Annotated in this window: 18 protein-coding genes; 9 read left to right on the top strand and 9 right to left on the bottom strand. The window is 44.2% G+C overall.

Translation table 11 applies throughout. From position 1 onward, the window contains the following. Window positions 1-577: 577 nt before the first annotated feature. Both EHO57_RS16125 and EHO57_RS16120 read left to right on the top strand, forming a co-directional pair. A complete protein-coding gene (locus tag EHO57_RS16125) occupies window positions 578-2,035 on the top strand; it encodes an APC family permease (protein ID WP_135645723.1) in 1,458 nt (485 codons plus the stop codon). Window positions 2,036-2,128: 93 nt separating this feature from the next. Further along, window positions 2,129-2,455, top strand: coding sequence for a hypothetical protein (locus tag EHO57_RS16120; protein ID WP_246050741.1), 327 nt, complete (start codon window positions 2,129-2,131; stop codon window positions 2,453-2,455). A 171-nt stretch (window positions 2,456-2,626) separates the two neighbouring features. On the opposite strand, the gene EHO57_RS16115 is transcribed toward EHO57_RS16120, so the two are convergent. From EHO57_RS16115 to EHO57_RS16105, 3 genes are all read right to left on the bottom strand, one after another. After that, window positions 2,627-3,922 (bottom strand): condensation domain-containing protein, encoded by a 1,296-nt coding sequence (locus EHO57_RS16115; RefSeq protein ID WP_135645725.1) that lies wholly within the window; start codon window positions 3,920-3,922, stop codon window positions 2,627-2,629. Between the two features lie 18 nt (window positions 3,923-3,940). Then, window positions 3,941-5,005 carry a fatty acid desaturase gene (locus EHO57_RS16110; protein WP_135645726.1) on the bottom strand — a complete coding sequence of 355 codons (1,065 nt, stop codon included), beginning with the start codon at window positions 5,003-5,005 and terminating at the stop codon, window positions 3,941-3,943. Between the two features lie 112 nt (window positions 5,006-5,117). Next, a complete protein-coding gene (locus EHO57_RS16105) occupies window positions 5,118-6,254 on the bottom strand; it encodes a helix-turn-helix domain-containing protein (protein WP_135645727.1) in 1,137 nt (378 codons plus the stop codon). A 292-nt stretch (window positions 6,255-6,546) separates the two neighbouring features. On the opposite strand from EHO57_RS16105, the gene EHO57_RS16100 reads away from it, so the two are divergent. Beyond that, window positions 6,547-7,341 carry a crotonase/enoyl-CoA hydratase family protein gene (locus EHO57_RS16100; RefSeq protein WP_135645728.1) on the top strand — a complete coding sequence of 265 codons (795 nt, stop codon included), beginning with the start codon at window positions 6,547-6,549 and terminating at the stop codon, window positions 7,339-7,341. A 109-nt stretch (window positions 7,342-7,450) separates the two neighbouring features. Then, window positions 7,451-8,620 carry an acyl-CoA dehydrogenase family protein gene (locus tag EHO57_RS16095; protein ID WP_135645729.1) on the top strand — a complete coding sequence of 390 codons (1,170 nt, stop codon included), beginning with the start codon at window positions 7,451-7,453 and terminating at the stop codon, window positions 8,618-8,620. Between the two features lie 10 nt (window positions 8,621-8,630). Here EHO57_RS16095 and EHO57_RS16090 read toward each other — a convergent pair whose 3' ends face one another. Further along, a complete protein-coding gene (locus tag EHO57_RS16090) occupies window positions 8,631-9,332 on the bottom strand; it encodes a Crp/Fnr family transcriptional regulator (RefSeq protein ID WP_135645730.1) in 702 nt (233 codons plus the stop codon). Between the two features lie 114 nt (window positions 9,333-9,446). Here EHO57_RS16090 and EHO57_RS16085 point away from each other — a divergent pair, with 114 nt between their 5' ends. Further along, a complete protein-coding gene (locus EHO57_RS16085) occupies window positions 9,447-10,451 on the top strand; it encodes an MBL fold metallo-hydrolase (RefSeq protein ID WP_135645731.1) in 1,005 nt (334 codons plus the stop codon). Window positions 10,452-10,492: 41 nt separating this feature from the next. On the opposite strand, the gene EHO57_RS16080 is transcribed toward EHO57_RS16085, so the two are convergent. Beyond that, window positions 10,493-11,623: a glycosyl hydrolase family 18 protein gene (locus EHO57_RS16080; RefSeq protein ID WP_425460797.1), complete on the bottom strand. Its 1,131-nt coding sequence runs from the start codon at window positions 11,621-11,623 to the stop codon at window positions 10,493-10,495. A 213-nt stretch (window positions 11,624-11,836) separates the two neighbouring features. After that, window positions 11,837-12,085: a cysteine rich repeat-containing protein gene (locus tag EHO57_RS16075; RefSeq protein WP_135645733.1), complete on the bottom strand. Its 249-nt coding sequence runs from the start codon at window positions 12,083-12,085 to the stop codon at window positions 11,837-11,839. A 173-nt stretch (window positions 12,086-12,258) separates the two neighbouring features. Between EHO57_RS16075 and EHO57_RS16070 the strand changes: the two genes are divergently transcribed. Beyond that, the gene (locus EHO57_RS16070) at window positions 12,259-13,098 is read left to right on the top strand and encodes an SDR family oxidoreductase (RefSeq protein ID WP_246050740.1); all 840 of its coding nucleotides are present in this window, start codon (window positions 12,259-12,261) and stop codon (window positions 13,096-13,098) included. Here the strand turns inward: EHO57_RS16070 and EHO57_RS16065 are convergent. Continuing rightward, window positions 13,095-13,469 carry a hypothetical protein gene (locus EHO57_RS16065; protein ID WP_135645734.1) on the bottom strand — a complete coding sequence of 125 codons (375 nt, stop codon included), beginning with the start codon at window positions 13,467-13,469 and terminating at the stop codon, window positions 13,095-13,097. The genes EHO57_RS16070 and EHO57_RS16065 overlap by 4 nt on opposite strands. Before the next feature lie 123 nt (window positions 13,470-13,592). Between EHO57_RS16065 and bcp the strand changes: the two genes are divergently transcribed. Further along, window positions 13,593-14,072 carry a thioredoxin-dependent thiol peroxidase gene (gene bcp, locus EHO57_RS16060; protein WP_135645735.1) on the top strand — a complete coding sequence of 160 codons (480 nt, stop codon included), beginning with the start codon at window positions 13,593-13,595 and terminating at the stop codon, window positions 14,070-14,072. Beyond that, complete coding sequence (locus tag EHO57_RS16055) at window positions 14,069-15,562, top strand: leucyl aminopeptidase (protein ID WP_135645736.1); 1,494 nt, start codon at window positions 14,069-14,071, stop codon at window positions 15,560-15,562. The genes bcp and EHO57_RS16055 overlap by 4 nt, the downstream gene beginning before the upstream one ends. 81 nt (window positions 15,563-15,643) lie before the next feature. Here EHO57_RS16055 and EHO57_RS16050 read toward each other — a convergent pair whose 3' ends face one another. Then, window positions 15,644-16,372, bottom strand: coding sequence for a matrixin family metalloprotease (locus EHO57_RS16050; RefSeq protein ID WP_246050739.1), 729 nt, complete (start codon window positions 16,370-16,372; stop codon window positions 15,644-15,646). Between the two features lie 698 nt (window positions 16,373-17,070). Here EHO57_RS16050 and EHO57_RS16045 point away from each other — a divergent pair. Then, window positions 17,071-17,694, top strand: a complete 624-nt coding sequence (locus tag EHO57_RS16045) for a lytic transglycosylase domain-containing protein (RefSeq protein ID WP_135645737.1) — start codon at window positions 17,071-17,073, stop codon at window positions 17,692-17,694. 115 nt (window positions 17,695-17,809) lie between these two features. Here EHO57_RS16045 and EHO57_RS16040 read toward each other — a convergent pair whose 3' ends face one another. Continuing rightward, a complete protein-coding gene (locus EHO57_RS16040; RefSeq protein WP_135645738.1) occupies window positions 17,810-18,676 on the bottom strand; it encodes an MBL fold metallo-hydrolase in 867 nt (288 codons plus the stop codon). Between the last annotated feature and the right edge of the window lie 17 nt (window positions 18,677-18,693).

Below are 18,693 nucleotides of genomic sequence, written 5' to 3'. Positions count from 1 at the left end.
CTCATCACCTTACATCAATCTCAGCTAATAAAAAATTTAATTTCTCATTCGCAGTTATTAAGTTGTAAAAGAACTATTTTTTCCTTCGGCTCCCGATCGGAAGGGCAAATGCCGTTCCTTTCAAAGGGCTTCAGTTACTGGCAGTAAAAACAGCCAGAAGACCAAAATACAAAATCGGCCCGACCAGTCAAACCGTTTTTATAGATTTTTTACCAACTTTCAGAACTGATTGCATCAAGAGAAGATCCGCTAATGCGACATAATGCAAAAATAAGGAACGCTCCGCAAAAGCGATCCTAAGGCTTGGGGACATAGAAGAATAATATTATAAAATCATAATATTTTACTGTAAAAGTGATCAGCGAGCAAGAAGAAGGAAACGCGCACTGGTAATCAGAATTCCGCGCTAAAACACGAAGTTCGTTGTAAGAGAGGCCTTGATGTGATATGGGGATTCGCAAGGATCACTCCCACGAACCGCTCCCCCCACCCAAGCCCCGGGTGGGGGCCACAAAAAAACAACACTGAAAAAGTCTTGTGAACGAACGGAAACGACTCATTTTGACCAAAATCTCCAATGAAACTCCAACGCTCCCTTAATCTCTATGATTCCATCTCCCTTATGTTTAGTTCGATGGTGGGACCGGGAGTTTTTATCACCACAGGCTACATTCTTAGCCAGATCCCAAACCCGAATCTCGCTCTATTCTGCTGGATCTTGGGGGGATTTTTAGCGGTAGCCGGCGCGATGAGTTATGCAAAATCGGCGAGCATCTTCCCTTATGCGGGAGGAGATTACGTTTATTTAAAAGAAGCCTACTCCCCTATCGTAGCCTTTTCGAGCGGATGGCTATCTCTCTCCGTAAACTTCTCCGCATCCATTTCGCTTTCTGCAATCGCTTTCTCTAAGACACTTTTGTCCTTACTTGCTCCAGCTTTAGATTTTTATTATATAGAAGCGAAGTTCCTTGGGATCACCTTCTCCTTAGGAAATGCGCAAATCATCGGGATCTCTACGATTCTATTCTTTACGATCGTGAATTTCTTTGGAATAGGAATCGCTTCCAGGATCCAGAACTTCTTTACTACTTTTAAGATCTTAGGTTTAGTCGCGTTCGTAGTCTTAGGATTAACGATAGGGAACTATGATGTGGGAAATTTCGAATCCTTCTCCTTGATCCCTTCTGAACCTAAAGAATGGGGTTTCCTATTAGCGGGCGTTATCCCTGTCACATTTTCCTATTTGGGATGGAATATGATCACTTACGTGGCAGAAGAAGTCAAGGATCCGGACAAAAACATATACAAGTCTGTGCTCATCTCCTGCTCCTTAGTAACCCTACTTTATGTTTTAATAAACTTCTTATATTTAAGCTCAGCACCTAGCCAATTACTCGCAGGCGACGAGAAGATCGGAGTGACTGCCGCTGGATTCCTATTCGGGAAGGAAGTAAAATTACTCGTTACCGCGTTTATCTGTTGGGTATTTATGGGTGGAATTTCCGCCTATATCATCGGAGGCTCTAGAATATACTTCGCAATGGCAAGAGACGGATTCTTCTTCCCAAGCATGTCCAAATTGCATCCGAAGTATCATAGCCCCTACAAGTCCCTGGTTTTTCAATTTGCATACGCATGTCTATTCTGCTTTGTAAAAGAGATCGAGTCATTGCTCTACCTGATCACTTGTTCGACTCTTTTACTAGCCACAATCACCGCCTACACCCCGATCATCTTTGAAAAAAAACATTTGAAAACGGAATTTAAGATCCCTGGATACCCTTACTCCACATATTTATACATACTTTTTAATATTCTAATTATCTCAAGTCTTGTATGGAGTAGACCTGCTGAAGCATTATGGGGACTTGGATTTACTCTCCTCAGCGTCCCGATGTATTTTTATTTCAAAAATACCAAACCCAGACACGGTTCAAAAGGATTTACCGCTCCGGAAATACTTCCGGATGCTCCTGTGGTCAGCCTATTACCCGAAAATGAACGAATCCCCGTAGTCAGTGGAAATCGAAATTAAGACTCTTTGACCTTGGAATTTTCTCCAAAAACAAGACTCAGAACCCATCGCTATATCGGAATATTATCCCTGTTATTCCTGTTCCTCAGGCCTTTGGCAGATATATTCAATTATTATAATATATCTCCTTTCGCACTTGAATCCATCTACCTAGGAAGGATCGGGGCCATTTTCGGAGCCTTGGCCTTTTTTACGGGAGGAGGACTGGGAAATTACCTTTCGGAAGAAAAATCCAAACTCGCAGAGATCCACACGATCGTAATATTGGCAGGTCTCCTTCTTCAGATCCCGATCTTGGCGGAAGCACAATCCAATTTTCTACTAAATTCTGTTTCTGCTCTTGGATTAGTATTTCTGATCGTAGGTTGGGTTTTGGGAAGAAGAGTCTTTCCGAACAGAAAGAGAATCCTTCCATTTTGATCTAAAGCGATCAACACTCATCCAAATAGTTCCCACATGAAAACGCCGAAATAAAAAGGCTTGCGAATAACGGGAATTTGTGATAAACAAGGCGAGCAAACCCACGGGCCACTCCCCCCACCCGAACTCGGGCGGGGGCTCTCTGCGCCGCTTACAAAGAGTTCCTACAAATTACCGACTCAGACCGGAATTCTTGTACAAAGCTTCCTCGAAAGAAGAAACAAATAGATCCACGTCCTCCGCCTTCCAGCGAGTGCGATCGAAGTTCATATTAATGGTCATTCTATTTTGGAATGTGGTAACAGTGGTGAAAAGTTTTTGGGTCAAGGCGGGATGGACGGTAAAGGAAAGCTCGTTTATCTTCAGGCCTTCGAGCTTCAGGTCCGGTATGATCCCCACATTACTGATCACACTCGACTGAGGATTGCGCACCATAAGAGAATTGAATACCCTCATCCCATCTTCTCTTTCCAAGAATTGTTCGGGAGACGGAAGAAGTTCGTAAAAAGCTCTACCCTCACGTTTCGCAAGTCTAGCCTTGATATCCTTAATGACCGTCATTGCCTTCTCTTGGAACGAATCCCTAAGATCGACGATTGTCGTGAACAAGGAAATATACAGCCCAAGAGCGGAATCCGGAATAGAATGACTCAAGTAAGGACGAAGATCCACAGGAGTAGATAGATACAAAACTCCTTCTTGGTATTTCGGAAAGAATTTAGAAAAGGCAGTCACCTGCACTGCTCCTAAAAATCCATGCACAGACATTCCTTTCTGTTTCACGTTTTGGATCAAAGAAGAAAGCTGATCTTCGTCCAGAGAAAGACTCACGATCTCTGGATCCGCTTCTCCGCTCTTTCTCATAAATTGAGGAACTAAAAGAGGCTTTTCATTCTTCTTGTCGCTCTTATACAACTCCTCCGCAGGATATAAGTCCATAAGAGAAGAGAATTCGATTGGTTCTTTGGGAACATCTGAACTCTCTTCCGAAAAACTGGACTTCATAACATCCAAGAGGAAATGGCAACCGGAACGACCATCTGAAATACTATGATGGAATATGATACCTAACGCAAATCTGGAATCTTCCGACTCATATAAAATCGCACGGATAAGAGGAGCATCTTCTAGAGAGAAAAGTCGGATCGTTTCTTTTGCGAGTCTCGTCTTCCAGTCGGAAGAATACGTTTCCTTTTGGATCGGTATCTTCTTTTCAGACCGAGCGAAATAAAGATGGGAGTCTTCTCCCGTTTGTTTTAAGATTTGTGCCTTGGCAAGTACATGCTTGGACTGTACACGATCCAAGCCTTTGCGAAATTGTTCTTCGGAGAAGGTACCTTCTCCCTCCAGCATTACGCTGAAATTCATGGAGGATGAACGATCGTATAACCAAAAATTTGCCTCCGCTTGGTCTAAGGAGCGGAGGAAATTTGTCTTAAGCTCTTCCGGTTCTTGCAAATTCTGCATGTATACCCGTGTATTAATCTACGCGGTAGCAGGAATCGATTCAACCTCTTTTTCATACCGATTTGCCCTTGTCATACTCTCGAAATCGTTAAAACGTACCCCGTACTTCTTAAGGATAGGCCTAACCTTAGGAGCAACTGCTTGTCTTAAATAGAATGGTTGGGTCACCACGAAATGATGGATCCCGTGAGTCGCTCCAAAATTAAAGCAGAACAAATGCAAAGGAAGAACCCACCATGAATCCAGTACTTGCGTCTGCTGGTATAAGCTCTTTACGTCTCCGTAATAATGCATATTGGAAGAAACGATCTGGATAGAAGTTTGTCTCAACCAACAAGGGATCAAATACACTACGGCAGCGGTATTTAAGAAATGGTGAATGCTCGCAGCGACACCCGTTTCTTGGATCGGATTTCCCAAGGCTAAATTGACCAAGGAGAAAAGACCCCAAACCAAGAAGGAATACCAGAGCAAAAGAAAGATGGACCTGTAAGGCCCTTTAATCGGAGAAGATTTGATCTTCTTCAAATAGTAGATCGCATCTTTACGGATCCGAGGGCCTTGCAAAGCCACAGCCATAATAGGATCTATCATTACTAAGATCCTTCTAAGCCCCCAAGGCATTCCGTTACTGATAAACCTTTCTTCTATGTCTTCCTTGTTTCCGGAAAGTTTATGATGAAGAAGATGGATCTCTTTTCTAAACCATGGATTGACAGTGTTTGCTCGGAACAGCCAAACCATCCAGAATAGGAAATTCTGCATCTTAGGACTCTCTTTAAAGTAGATGCTATGGATAAGATCGTGCTCCATCTCATGCAGAAAAGAAGCCAAGATACCGTTCCCGATAATACAGGCCCAGAAAGGGATCAAGCCTATCACGTACAATGTACCGAGAAGTATCATTCCTCCCGCGGAACCGATCGTGATCCCAAAGCCGATCGCATTTTGGTATTTCAAGAAGGAGAATTTCTTTCTCAGCTTTGCATCCGAATATCGGATCCATTTAATAATACGTTTCGTTTTCTCTTTGTCGGGAATTCTTTCCGCCGACAATCTTCTCTCTAACACTAAGGAACCCATTGATAACTCCGATGCACTCAAGTAAGATCTATTATACTCGGATCGGAATTCCGGTCGTTCCATTCTATAAACCGAAACCGGCCCATCGGTATTAAATGATATTCTGGGACAGCTACTTAGGCCTTTTTTCCCTAAATTCCGAGGGCGGAACTCCCACTTGTTTCGTAAACGCCCTGTGAAAGGATGTTTTACTCCGAAACCCTACTTCGTAGGCGATATCCAGGATCGATCTATCTTCTTTTTCCTGAAGAAGGCGACATGCTTCCTTGATGCGATACTCATTTACGAAAACCGAGAAATTCTTCCCCATTTCCTGATTGATCAATTCGGAAAGCTGGTGAGAAGAAAGCCCCAATTCATCCGCGAGACTTGCAAGGCTCAAGTCTTCGTCCTGAAACAATTTCTCTCTCTCCATGGTCTGCAATAGATTCTCTCTCAGGACTTGGATGTCCATTCCCTGCAATAAGGATCTTGCGTATTTCTGATTCGTGACCCTGGCTACCTCTTGTAAGTTCTGGAAATAAGCAGGGTATCTTCTACCGATCAAATAGGAAATACAGAGACTTAAGGCCATCATAGAAGCACTGATCAAGAGAAAGATGGAATTCTTTCCCACCAAGAAGAAGGCCCCAATGGAATGGTTCACGATCGTCGCAATGATAATATAGAGTAGAACCCTTGCGGTCCATTCTTCTTTCAGGACCCCAAGTTTAAAAAGGATCCTGGTCCCTCTTAAGAGCCCGAGTATATAACCGGCCAATATGATTAGAGGAATGTAAAATACGAGATCGTATGTTCTGACTTCGCTCGCAAAGACCAATATTCCGTTTCGGATCTTCTCCGTATCGGGAAGAAAGCTCAGAAGAAAGAAAAACCAAATGATCGCAGGAAGAATTGCGTGTTTTGCGCTCAGACCGAAAGCCGACTTTTCCACTTCCGAATTCTGTATGATCCTATGGATCCCGTATAAGATCGGCCCAATCGAACCTAAAACAGGAATATGTAATAGAATCAAATGAGGAAGGGAATACAGTCCGAAGATAAAGCAAAGTCCGCTAGCCTGCAATAACCCTAAGCAAATAAATAAAAGCGAAAGAAGTCGATTTAAAGCGGTCTTCCTTTCTAATACGTTCTGTCCTATGAAAAGAAGGGGCCCCAAATACGTTCCGAAAATAGAGAAAGAGACTGGAACCCATAAGATCGGATGATCGGATAACCAAGTAGGGATGGATATCGACAAATTCTGCATTTAGAAAGGCTTTATCCTCTACTCCTGCAAGCTGTCAACTCTCCTAATATGCCTAAAAAACCGGTGTTCGGTAAGAATTCGGTCGCATATCGGACAATCGATAGAAAGCACCAGCTCCTTATGTTGGAAACGAAACAGGATCTGTAAGCTCTTGCGAAAGCGTAAGCACAACAAAACCGATCGTCTGTTTCGGATCAAAACTACTTGTTTGATATCAAATTTTGAAAAACTAAAGACAGGAAAGATACGATCTGCAAGGATAAGTCCCTGTCACTCATCAAGGAGAAGGTCTATGACATCGTATGCTTATATTCTTACCGAAAAGAAAGGACCCGTATTTTCCATCATTCTGAATCGCCCAAGTGAAAGGAACGCGATGAACACTCAGATGATCTTCGAGCTATGTGATGCCCTTACAAAGTATGAGGACGATACGGAAGCGAGATGTGCAGTAATCCATGCAAACGGTTTGCATTTCACCTTCGGATTGGAACTTCAGGAAGTAGCGAACACGCTTTTAGAAAGAGGAGAAAACCTTTTCCCACCAAAAAGCATCAATCCTTGGGATACTGGAGGAACCGGAAGGATCCGTAAGAAGCCTGTGATCTGTGCGGTCCATGGATTTTGTCTAACGTTAGGTATTGAACTCTTACTTGCCTGCGATATAGGCCTCGCCGCAGAAAAGACAGTCTTTGCGCAAATGGAAGTACAAAGAGGAATCCCTCCCTTCGGAGGAGCCACAGTTCGTTTCGTCAGGACAGCCGGTTGGGGAAATGCAATGAAATATATCCTTACAGGAGATAGCTTCGATGCGAAAGAAGCCTACCGCATGGGGATCGTGCAGGAAGTCCTACCTAAAAAGGATCTTCTCCCAAGAGCTTTCGAACTTGCAGAAAAGATCTCCGCCCAAGCTCCCCTTGCAGTACAAGCAAGCATCGCAAATGCAAGAAAGGCTTTAGAAGAAGGCCAAGCTCCGGCAATCTCCGAATTATTCTCTATTACGATCGAAAACCTGAGATCTCCGGACGGCCAGGAAGGAGTACGTTCTTTCTTAGAAAAAAGGAATGCAGTGTTTAAGGGCAAATAATCGAAAACAGACTTTAGATCGATCCGAACAGTATTCGGTCCTCGTTTACAGAATTCTTCTTGCCTTAGTCAAAAGATTTCCAAGCTTAGCAGCATTATAGAGGACCAATATGGATTTCAACCTTTCTCCAGATGAACAAGAGTTCACTGGATCCTTTCGTAATTTTTGTAAAAAGGAAATTCATCCCTACGCGGAAGAAGCAGATAAGAAGAAGGAGTTCCCAAGATCTCATTATACTAAGCTTGGAGAAGCAGGATACCTAGGACTTCTACACGAAGACGAATATGGCGGACAAAGCGCAGGACTTTTCCTAAGCACTCTTGCTATGGAGATCGTTTCCGAATTTTGCGGTTCTACTTTTTTTAGTGCTGGTGCTTCAGCCGGTTTATTCGGGCTTCCTCTGAAACATTTTGGCACCTCGGAACAAAAGGCAAAATACCTGCCGGATATCATCACCGGAAAGAAGATCGGCTCCTTAGGAGTAACCGAACCCGACGGAGGCTCCGACGTTTCCGCAGTTTCCTCTCTCGCTAGAAAAACGGGATCGGATCGTTATATTCTTTCCGGCCAAAAGACGTATATCACAAACGCACCGAATGCAGACTATTGCCTGGTCCTAGCAAGGACCCAGGATGAATCCGGAAAAGAAAAAGGACTCACTCATTTCATTCTGGACCTGCATAGCAAAGGAGTCTCTAGATCCGCTCCTATGGATAAGATGGGACTCAAGGCATCTCCTACGGGAGCCTTGTTCTTCGAAGATGTCGAGATCCCGGAAGAAAATATATTAGGAAAACTGGGTAAAGGTTTTCGTCAGACCATGCAAACCTTCAATGCGGAGCGACTCTCCTTGGCCGCTTATTCTCTCGGGGTCATGAAGGCATGCTTGGACGAGTCCAAGGCATTTTCTTCCACCAGAAAGAGTTTTGGTAAATCCATCTCCCAACACCAAGGAGTGGCCTTTATGCTCGCAGAGATCTACTCCAAATATGAAGCGGCCAAATGGCTGACATACAATGTGGCTTGGGAAATGGAAAAAAGTGATCAGGAAGGAAAAGGAAATATGAGTCTCGCCGGTAAATGCGCCGCTTGCAAACTATTCGCCACCACTGCCGCGAGAGAAGTAACGAATCTTGCCGTCCAGATCCATGGAGGCGCCGGTTTTATGGATGAATACAAGGTTTCTCGTTTATATAGAGACGTAAGGCTCGGCGAAATTGGTGGAGGAACAAGCGAGATCCAGAAGCTCATCATCTCCGGAAGCATCATGAAGGAATAATATATCTTCTTTAATAACCCTCTTCGGAAAGATTGTATAAGCCGATCGGATCCAGAATCGTAATCCTGCTTCCGTTACTGGATACAAAGCCTTCTTTCTTTAAGCCTCTTAATTCTCTGACGATCACTTCTCGGACTGTCCCTATCGAATCCGCAAGACTTTGCTGGGAAAGCCTTACGGAAAGAAAAGGAGGCTCCATATCACTAGTGGCATTCAAAAGCAAATGTTTCGCCAGCCTTTGCCTAACGCTCGTAAAACTGGCCCCGTACAATTCCCTTAATGCCGCGAAAACCCTTTCGGCACATTCTTCAGCAAATAGCCAGCCTAACTTCGCTGACTTCTTTCCATAATATCGCAAATCGGAAAACGAAATCGCAAGTATTTCCGAATCTGTGAGAGCCTGTACAAATGTATCTTCCGGTCGCCCGCTTTTCGGTTCCGGAACTAAGGCACCCACGATGCCCATCATATCACCTTGTTTCGTATAACGGACTGTAGTCTGACGTCCCGATCCCGAAAATAAATACATTCTAAAAAAACCCGATACTACTAACCCTGCGTATTCGGGATCCCCCTCCTTTCTTTCCACGATATGGCCGGCCCTTAACTTTACCATTCTGCCGCACTTTAAAAGAGGTAAGTATGCCTCTTCCTCTAAGGAAGAGAAAATGCTTAGTTTGATAGCCCTGAATACTTCGTTAGTGAATTCCATTGCGCGCTTTTTTTAGTTTTGGTGGAACAAAAGTCCCAAGCGATCTCTCGCCATCCTTGTATCCTTCTTACTCAAGATTCGAAAATCTATTTTTCTAAAATCGAGGGAAATCAAATGCATAAACACCGCCAAAGAATATTTTTCTGGGCTTTTTTCACAATCTATCTGTCAATTTGTGCGAATTGCTTTTTAGGAGCCCCTTTAAAAAAAGATGCCAAAAGTTGGAGTAAAGATGCCACAAGAGACCACACGCCCAAAACTTGGGAAGAGGTCTTTTCCAAACCGACCCGTTTGGAAATTACGGCATTGTTGACCGGGTATGTTCTTACTGGTCCTGCCATCCTTATCGACGCAAAGGATCCTAAGACTCCGGAGGATCAAAAAAAGGAGCAGTGGGTCCCGTCGCTTAGCTATCTGGTCAAGCACCCGAGGAGAGGGTATTTTCTTTTGGATTCGGGAGTACCGAGTATCGACACTGAAAACCGATGCGATTTCAGCCTTATCGGCCCTCTTTTTAATATACAATGTAAATCGGAAAAAGGTAGGGACACAGCGAGTCAATTGGACGAATTAAATATTCCTAATACGGATCTTGACTTTGTCTTAGCTTCGCATCTTCATTGGGATCATATAGGAGGTATGGAGGCTCTAAGAAAAAGAGGACCGATCCGAGTTTTACTTTCTGAGGAAGAAGCACGCGACGCTGGTAGAAACTTCGCAGTATTCCACGGTTACTCTCACAAGGCACTCTCGTTCGATTTCGAAGTTTCCACTCTACCCAAATCTGGATTTATAGATATGCCTATACTCGGACAAGTTTACGATCTTTATGGTGACGGCTCGGTCTGGATCGTTTCGGCGCATGGACATACCGAAGGAGAAATCGCGGTCTTGTTGAACTCGGTTGGCGGCCCGATCCTATTTACTTTCGATTCTTCTCATTTAAAAGCCGGATTCCAAAATGGCGTGCCTCCCGGAGCGACGGTCGACAGAAAAAAAAGCTTAGAAACCTTGTCGAAGATGCGAGCTTTTGCCCAAAAGTTTCCCCGGCTTAGAGTAATCTATGGACATGAGCCGTCACAATGGACGGATAAGGCACGGGTTAATTTGGAAAAATAAGATCGAGACGGAGGACTGACTACAATGGGAGTGGTTGGGATTTATTTCCCTTCTCCCAATTTTTCCTCTAGATATCTATTGATCTCAGGATCATTGTCTTCGATCAACTGCCAAAAAGAAAATCCGCGAATTTTATATTTCTCTAATATTTTCATTTTGGCCTCGAAAGCGGAGCGATTCATGTAGAAGGCTACTCGATCACAGCCACCCATTCTATACCAAAGAGAAGGATCCGAATACACATGTCCTTCGTGTCTATATAAATATGGTCTTAGGTATTTCCAGTCCCCTAATTTAGGTTGAGTCTTAAAGATCTCCAGTATATCCGTCGGTTCTTCTTTTCGGGGAAGCATCTTATCCTGGATCCATTTTGCTCTAGAATAATATACCGATTTAGAGTCTATATCGCAGTTCAGAGGCCAATCGTATCCGTAAGTAGGAATTGCCATGTACAATTTCTCATTCGGAATTCTACCCGAAGCATACTCTAGGATCCTATCGATCCACCAATCGGGAGCTTGCGGTCCTGGCCCAGGAAATCCGTTCTTGCGAGGATGAAGTTCGTAGGCCATGATCTTTACCTTATCTGCGACCTTTCCTAAGAACTCATAATCGTGAGTAAGCTGTCCTCTATATGCTTCGTAAAAATCCACCTGGATGGGAGATTTCAATCCTTTGCAAGAATAAACGGAAGGCTTTTCCGCAAGGGTCTTAGGATGAATGGCGACGGAGAGCAACTTTCCCCGCTTATGAAGTTCGTCCCGAAGCAATATTAAGAATTCCTGAAATGCTTCCTTCTTCTCGCAGGTCATTCCTTCATAGTCGATGTCTATCCCGTCGTAGCCGTATTTCTCCACCTCTTTCAGGATGGACTGGATATGAAAATCGCGAGTTTTCGTATTTCCGTTCAGCCCAATTACATCCGCAACCTTCTCGAAATCATTCTCCCAACGAAAGATAGTAGGAATGATCAAGGTCCGAGGTGACATGATCCGCAGCCATTGGATCCTTTCAGCGATCTCATCCGGTTTCCAGACGGAGAGAATGCGTCCGGTATTCTTTCTTCCTCCTTCCAGATTATAGATAAACGGATGCATCTCATCGTAGAGATGGATGTATTTCATCATCGCGAAGAAATCCTGGGACCAAGTAGAGGCCCGGACTCGTTCCATTGATACTGAATTCTTTAGATTCGATTCGTTCTTTCTTTCTGTTTCCGAAAGCGAACAAGTTTGAAAATGAATTAGAAGGGAAATGAAAACTAGGAAACTGAGGATTCTATTCGGAAACATTTCGGAGGATCCAATATGACAAAATGCCAAGTCCTCCGAATTGAGATAGGATAATTCTTCTTACGTAATGATTTTAGGTTCCTTTGCGAACAGTTAGGTTTTTTTCTTCCCCCATCTTTTCTCCAAATGTTCCTTACAAGCAGGAGCGAGCTTTTCAACATTCTCCATCAAGCAGTCTCTCACCCTTCCTTGGCCTTTGACCATATCCTTACAATACTTTTCCCGATCTTCAAAACAAGGACTCCCCGGCCCGCCCATTCTAGATTTACGGGAACCGCCTCCTTGCGCGTAAATCGAAACACCAATGACCGAAACTATTAACAATAATATTATACGTTTCATATAACCAATCCCCTTTTCATTTCGATCATAGATCGATGAATTAGGTCTTGTCAAATCATCCGACATGCGCTGCTATCCCGATTGTCCTTGATAATTCTCAGAGACCGGAATATCAAAAAAGGAAGATTTCCATTCTAATCCTTCTAATCTGTAGAGGCAATATCTGAGGAGAGATGATGAAGACTGTCGCAGGAAAAAGATTACTGATCACTGGTGCTTCCATGGGCATGGGACGGTTATATGCTCAACTCGCCGTCCAAGAAAGAGCGGATGCGTTAGTGCTTTGGGACATAGATACAAAAAAATTGCAGAAGCTAAAGGAAGAACTATCCTTTGGAACAACCAAGGTCTTTACAGAGACCGTAGACATATCGGATCTAAAGCAGATCCGCAAGGCTCTCTCAAAACTAAAATCCTACGCACAGAGAATTGATATCATCATTAATAATGCCGGGATCGTGAGAGGAAAATATTTTTGGGAACATGATCTCGAATCGGATATAGACAGAACGATCGCAGTCAATTGCCTGGGTCCTATGTATATCACTCGATTGCTCCTTCCTCAAATGCTATCCGATCGAGATAACCAATGTAGGATCGTTAATATTTCTTCAGCAGCCGGTTTGATCTCCAACCCTAAGATGAGCGTCTATTGCGCTTCGAAGTGGGCCCTGACCGGTTGGAGTGACTCATTACGTTTGGAATTAGTACAAACAGGAAATGAGCATATCAAAGTGACTACGGTGAATCCTTCTTATATCTCTACGGGAATGTTCCAGGGAGTGAAGCCCATGCTCTTCACTCCGATACTGAAACCCGAATACGTCGTTTCTAAAGTTTGGAGTGCGATGAAAAAGGGAAAGGCTAGGGTATTATTGCCCTGGACGATCTATCTTTCTAATATGTTAAAAGGGATCTTACCGATTTCGGTATTCGACTGGGTGGCGGATAGGATTTTCGGAGTGTATGGAACAATGGAAAGCTTTACTGGCAGAAGTACTTCCCTAGATTAAACGGACATTCCATTCTTCTTCAGAATATCCAGAGCAGTCTGGCGAAGAATAGGATGCACTATAAAATCTTCCGGATCGGGAGCCTTTCTTTCCGGCTCTTGGACCTTGAACTTGTCCGGACCGATCCATTGAGACAGAGCCCAAAGCATTCTTTGGAAGATCTCATCAATCCTTCTTTGATAGCCTGCCTTTTTATAGTATCCGTAGGCGAGGATCGGGAGCTTTTTCTCAAACATGAAATAATCTCCCAGGCGAATGAGCCCGTCCTTATATTCTGTTTTCAGAAAGCATTCTCTGGCCTTGCGAATATCACCCTCGTTAAAGGCCTGATTTCCCTGGCGGATGAGCTCCATTCTTTCCTTAGGATCCATACCCAAACTATCGGTCGATTTTGGAATTTCGCAAGGCTTTTTAGTCCTCTTCGCTCTCCTATGCTAGCTCGAAAAACAAAAAATCTTGTATAGTTCCCGAGTTCCCTGTCTCTTGTCTTCTGTATGAGCAATTTAAAAGCGGGTGCCAAGGCTCCCAGTTTTACAGGCGTGAACGAAGAAGGAAAAAAGGTCTCCCTGAAGGACCTGGCGGGAAAGAAGGGACTGGTATTATATTTTTATCCTAAGGACCAAACCCCGGGCTGTACCACGGAAGCCTGCGACTTTAGGGATAATTTCGCTAGGTTAAAGAAGGAAGGCTATAACGTAGTTGGGGTTTCCAAGGACTCGATCAAATCTCATCAGAAATTTATTGAAAAGCAGGAGTTGAATTTTACCCTTCTTGCGGATGAGGACGGAAGCATCTGCGAGGCATACGGAGTCTGGCAGCTCAAAAAATTCATGGGTAGGGAATTCATGGGGATCGTTCGAACCACCTTCCTGATCGGGACAGATCTAAAGATCCAGAAGGTTTATCCAAAAGTAAGCGTGAAAGGACATGTGGACGAAATACTCGCAGACATCAAGGCACTAGATAAAAAATGAAGATAGAAAAATCCAAAATCAATTTTGCAATCGGAAAGAATTCCTCAAAGAACATCTACAAGATCATACCGGTAACCAAAGACAATCTTCCAAAAGAGTTGGAAACCAAGTTTTCCGACCAGATCCGTTCCTCTATCTTCACGGGAGAAGCAGGACAAAGTCTTACCGATGAATCGGAGCGCATTATCTACCTAGGGTTGGGAGATCCTTCTAAGGTAAGCATTCGCTCTGTGGCTCAACTATTCCTTACTATCGGGGAGAAACTCCGCAAATGGGATTCGGTAGGCTTGGAAATCAAGCTCACTCGCTTCTTAACAAAAACATTGTCCCCTTCTACTCTTGTGTATCAGATCGCAAACTCAATCGATCTGGGTGCCTTTCCGATCAACGCTCTTGCAAAAGACTTTAGAGAAAGAAAACTGAAATTCGGCACAGTGACTTTCTTGGTAGAAGATCCCGGCGCGGAGAAATCCGCTAAGGCAGGCTTAGACAAGTCCAGAGCTGTAAGTAAATATGTGAACGGAGCCAGATATATCGCACATCTTCCGGCAAACCATTTTACTCCGGAAGAATTTGTTGCCCGCTCCAAAGAGATCGCGAAAGAAAACGGATTGAAGATCACTGTCTTCGACGAGCCTCAACTCAAGAAAGAAAAAATGGGAGGCATCCTTGCCGTTTCCCAAGGCTCTGATAAGAAACCTAAGATGATCGTCTTAGAATACAATCCTCCCAAACCTAAATCCAAAAAGAAACTGGCATTGATCGGAAAAGGACTTACCTTCGATTCAGGTGGGATCAGTATCAAGCCCGCACAAGACATGCACGAAATGAAATATGATATGTGCGGGGCCGCTGCAGTCATTCACGCGATCGGTGCGATTGCGGAGTTAGGACTGTCTGTGCCTGTGATTGCCGCCATTGGAGTCGCAGAGAATATGCCGGATGCTGCCGCTTTGAAACCGGGGGACGTATATACGGCCCATAACGGACTTACTGTAGAAGTGCAGAACACGGATGCAGAAGGAAGACTGGTTTTAGGCGATGTACTTTCTTATATAGGAAAGAAGTACAAACCGGATTATATGATCGATCTCGCGACCCTAACGGGAGCCATCATCATTTCTCTGGGACATGAGGCGGCAGGAGTCATGAGTAATTCCGACAAACTGCGTTCCCTTCTGGACGATGCCTCCTCTTCTTCCGATGAAAGGACCTGGAATCTACCTCTCTGGGACGAATACGGCGAAGATCTAAAGAGCGATATCGCGGATCTCAGAAATATTGCGGGTCGTCCGGGAGGAAGTCTTTCTGCAGGAAAGTATCTAGAGAGATTCGTAGATGCTGGGATCGATTGGGCACATATCGATATCGCAGGTACAGCTTGGAGAAAAAAATCCTCGGGCACTCAAATAGGCAACGGACCGAGCGGTTATGGAGTTCGTTTGCTTGTAGACCTTGCAGAAAAGTTGGAAAAAAACCGGGGAGCCTAAGCGCTCCCCGTAGAGTCTCACTCTGCACCGGTTAGGAGATCGAGCCGGACGAATGTCCGTTTCTGGGGTTGCTCAGGTCTCCTAACTTTTAAAATTTATATTTCCGAATACGGCGAAAGAAGGTACCGTATATTGTCTTAAGTAAGTATAATCGGATTGTCTTGTATACAGATTCGATTTAGGGGTCAGTCCTGGATCGTCCGCCTTAGAATCGTATAAGTTTTGTGCCGCTCCCATTTCGGATTGGCTAGGTTGAAAGACCTTGCCGGTCAATACAGGGAACATTAGATCCTGTGGATCCGGAGAGTGACGAAGACCAAGACAATGTCCAATCTCATGAGCCAAGGTAGCTTGGATATAATCCTTAGGATCCGTAGCACTATCCTCGTTCATCATCGCTTCCGCAGTCGCCTCTACTCTATCGGTAAAGATAAAGATCACGCTACTTTCTATATGAATGTCTGCGCTGATGGAACAAGCCGCCAAGTAAAACGGATTCGAAGAGAAGATCTCACAGGCGACTATGCTCTTAGGAGAGACGCCTTCCACATTGCATTTACGCGATTCGGTAAAGACGATAGTATTTCTCATTCTATCGACCCTTACTTTTGCGGGATACACATCGATCCCCATTCCCCATTTCTGAGCGGCCCCTTGGGTAAGATCCAGACCGTTCTTCATTTCCTTACCGTACATCATCCAGAGGATCTGTTTTTCTTCCCAAGTAAGATCTCCGGACGGAGTCTCCATTTGAGAGCAGTAAGTAAAAGCCATAAACCAAATAAACAATAAAGAGAAAGATACCCTCATCAAAATTTCCCCAGAAAAATTCGATCTCTGAATCTGTTTTAAAATCGAATCGCAGCTAGCTTTGATAAGCGAGCTCGGTGTATCTTTTAAAAATTCCTCAGTCGCCTTCTTTGTTTTTTAAGAGCGAAAGAGTTTTTATTTTTCTATTTCTTTCTGGTTCGTTTGTTCAACGAATCCCCGGTTCTAAAATTTAAGACGGTTGAGTAGGGAAGATTTTGCACAAAAAAATATTTTTTTGAAAATTTAGTATATTATATAAATCGAATGTTATATTTCAACATTTCGGGATGGATCTTAGGAGGAAGTACGAGAAGAAATACACATTTCAGCTTAGTAAATTTTTTTCTATTTTGTTTATCTTAGTACGTTTACACTTTCGTTTTAGTTTTTCTTCTCCCTTACACCGAAAGGTCTATCGAAGGATAAGAAATAATTTTTTGACAATAAAGGATCCGACAATCCATTCCAAATTCCAAGTATTTCATTCCTAAGATCAGGATCTTGGAATGTTCCTGTTAAATTTTGAGAATGCCTCTCTGTTCAGAGCCGAGTTTCCCTTCTCCGTTTGCGAATTCTGTCTCCTAAAACCTATCCCTGTAGGAACTCCAGATTTTCCGTTTTTTGCTTTGTCCATAGTGCGTTGCAAAAAGAATGGTCATATATAGTGCATTGCACAATAAACAAGTTGGAAGAAACAGATGCTCCAGCCCAAAGTTAGAAAAAGATACCTATTCATCGCCGCCCTTCCCATGGTGTACCAGTCCTTGGTTGCCCCAATTACGGGATCCTTATTAGGCGGCAATGGGACTTCTCCGGCTCCGAAGCCGGAAACAAGTTATATCCGGGAATTCATTGCCTCCCAAAGACCCAGCATACGGGAAGAAGAGCTGGAATTGCTCACCCAAACCGTTCTCAAGGAAGCGCTCCGGATCGAGGATTCCGCTTGTGGGATCTATTGCGAAAAAGGAGAGAAGGTTGGCCTTCTCCTGGGACTGATCTGGACAGAATCCGAATTCTACAAGAAGGCAAGATCCAAGAAGAATGCCCGAGGTTATATGCAGATCATGCCTGGCACCGGAGCCTGGATCGGTTCCTGGGAAGGGAAGACTGTGAAAGAGAAAGACTTGTTCGAAACGGAGACAAATCTCCATTTAGGAGTCTCCTATCTGAACCACCTTCTGGAAACGGAAAAAGGGGACGTGAGAAGGGCGCTTCTGGCATATAACGCAGGCCCCGGGGCAGTGAAAAAATGGGGTGGAGTTCCTTCCTACGCGGAGAATATTTTCTCAACCCAATCGGAATACCTGGGTAGTAGAAACTAAGCCAGGTCGGAAAGTCCAAAGCCTTTGCAAGGATTGGAAGTCTGCCTGGTTACGAGGGTGAATCGAGCAAAGACTGCCTCCTCACCTACTCTCTATCCAAGTGAGTGACACGATCTTATCTGCTCTCCATCCAGGAGACACAAGCGAGAAGCAGTTCCTTCATCTTCTCTTTGTGGGAGTGAGTCGGATGTCCATGACCGGGGAGAACCCATTCAAAATCATATTTCTCTAAATTTCTCATGGATTTTGTCTGCTCTTCCCAAGAATACCAGCAAGCGTTCCGAAATGCGATCAATCGTTCCCTCTTAGGGTCGAATGCAAGATGATCTCCCGTGAACAGGAATTCGTTCTTATACAATAAAGTACTATGACCTCTCGTATGTCCCGGTCCCGGAAGAATAAGCAGATCCTCCGCTAACAGATATTCCTCATTCCCTCGGACTACGATCTCTGCTTCCGGCAATGCGGATAGATCTCCTTCATGAATGATCCTTTGTGTCCCGAATTCTTGGTGGAATTTTTCGTGATCGGCAATATCATCCCTATGAGTCAGGAAATGGTATCGAATCCCACCCAGGTCCTTGATCTTCTCGGCTAAAGAGGGAAGGTATCTAGGAGAATCTATGAGTACGTTCCCTTCTTCCCGTAAGATCAAATAGGAGAAGGCACCGAAAGAGGATTTGGAATGGAACCCGCAATGATATACATTGTCTTGGATCTTTCTAGGAAAGGAGGCCTTTGCCTCCTGCTGGTCCAAACGATCTTCCGTTCCGATGGAAGCGGTAGGACAGGATACCAATGCTTGCAACGCTTGGAAGGTTTCTTGTGCCGACTCAGGTTGTTTTTGGACGAAGGAACCGATCCGATCCTCTCCGAATACTTGCGGCGCGAGAATACGGCAAGTCTCGCAATCAATACAACTCGAATCCACATAAAACGGACCCGGAAGATTTTCGGGTCTTCTTTTGGAGAGAGTGGCCATGCTACTTAGACTAAAAA

Origin of the sequence: Leptospira langatensis, from assembly GCF_004770615.1 — a bacterium.
GTDB classification, from domain to species: Bacteria; Spirochaetota; Leptospiria; order Leptospirales; family Leptospiraceae; genus Leptospira_B; species Leptospira_B langatensis.
The sequence above is the reverse complement of the archived record's forward strand: the minus strand, read 5'-3'. Positions and strand labels throughout refer to the sequence as shown.

What these genes read in the sequence shown, in the direction of transcription:
- EHO57_RS16095 (WP_135645729.1), top strand. Translation starts at nt 7,451, where the DNA reads ATGGATTTCAACCTTTCTCCAGATGAACAAGAGTTCACTGGATCCTTT.
- EHO57_RS16090 (WP_135645730.1), bottom strand. Translation starts at nt 9,332, where the DNA reads ATGGAATTCACTAACGAAGTATTCAGGGCTATCAAACTAAGCATTTTC.
- EHO57_RS16080 (WP_425460797.1), bottom strand. Translation starts at nt 11,623, where the DNA reads ATGGAACGAGTCCGGGCCTCTACTTGGTCCCAGGATTTCTTCGCGATG.
- EHO57_RS16040 (WP_135645738.1), bottom strand. Translation starts at nt 18,676, where the DNA reads ATGGCCACTCTCTCCAAAAGAAGACCCGAAAATCTTCCGGGTCCGTTT.
- bcp (WP_135645735.1), top strand. Translation starts at nt 13,593, where the DNA reads ATGAGCAATTTAAAAGCGGGTGCCAAGGCTCCCAGTTTTACAGGCGTG.
- EHO57_RS16065 (WP_135645734.1), bottom strand. Translation starts at nt 13,469, where the DNA reads ATGGATCCTAAGGAAAGAATGGAGCTCATCCGCCAGGGAAATCAGGCC.
- EHO57_RS16110 (WP_135645726.1), bottom strand. Translation starts at nt 5,005, where the DNA reads ATGGGTTCCTTAGTGTTAGAGAGAAGATTGTCGGCGGAAAGAATTCCC.
- EHO57_RS16075 (WP_135645733.1), bottom strand. Translation starts at nt 12,085, where the DNA reads ATGAAACGTATAATATTATTGTTAATAGTTTCGGTCATTGGTGTTTCG.
- EHO57_RS16115 (WP_135645725.1), bottom strand. Translation starts at nt 3,922, where the DNA reads ATGCAGAATTTGCAAGAACCGGAAGAGCTTAAGACAAATTTCCTCCGC.
- EHO57_RS16105 (WP_135645727.1), bottom strand. Translation starts at nt 6,254, where the DNA reads ATGCAGAATTTGTCGATATCCATCCCTACTTGGTTATCCGATCATCCG.
- EHO57_RS16085 (WP_135645731.1), top strand. Translation starts at nt 9,447, where the DNA reads ATGCATAAACACCGCCAAAGAATATTTTTCTGGGCTTTTTTCACAATC.
- EHO57_RS16070 (WP_246050740.1), top strand. Translation starts at nt 12,259, where the DNA reads ATGATGAAGACTGTCGCAGGAAAAAGATTACTGATCACTGGTGCTTCC.
- EHO57_RS16050 (WP_246050739.1), bottom strand. Translation starts at nt 16,372, where the DNA reads ATGAGGGTATCTTTCTCTTTATTGTTTATTTGGTTTATGGCTTTTACT.
- EHO57_RS16045 (WP_135645737.1), top strand. Translation starts at nt 17,071, where the DNA reads ATGCTCCAGCCCAAAGTTAGAAAAAGATACCTATTCATCGCCGCCCTT.
- EHO57_RS16125 (WP_135645723.1), top strand. Translation starts at nt 578, where the DNA reads ATGAAACTCCAACGCTCCCTTAATCTCTATGATTCCATCTCCCTTATG.
- EHO57_RS16100 (WP_135645728.1), top strand. Translation starts at nt 6,547, where the DNA reads ATGACATCGTATGCTTATATTCTTACCGAAAAGAAAGGACCCGTATTT.
- EHO57_RS16055 (WP_135645736.1), top strand. Translation starts at nt 14,069, where the DNA reads ATGAAGATAGAAAAATCCAAAATCAATTTTGCAATCGGAAAGAATTCC.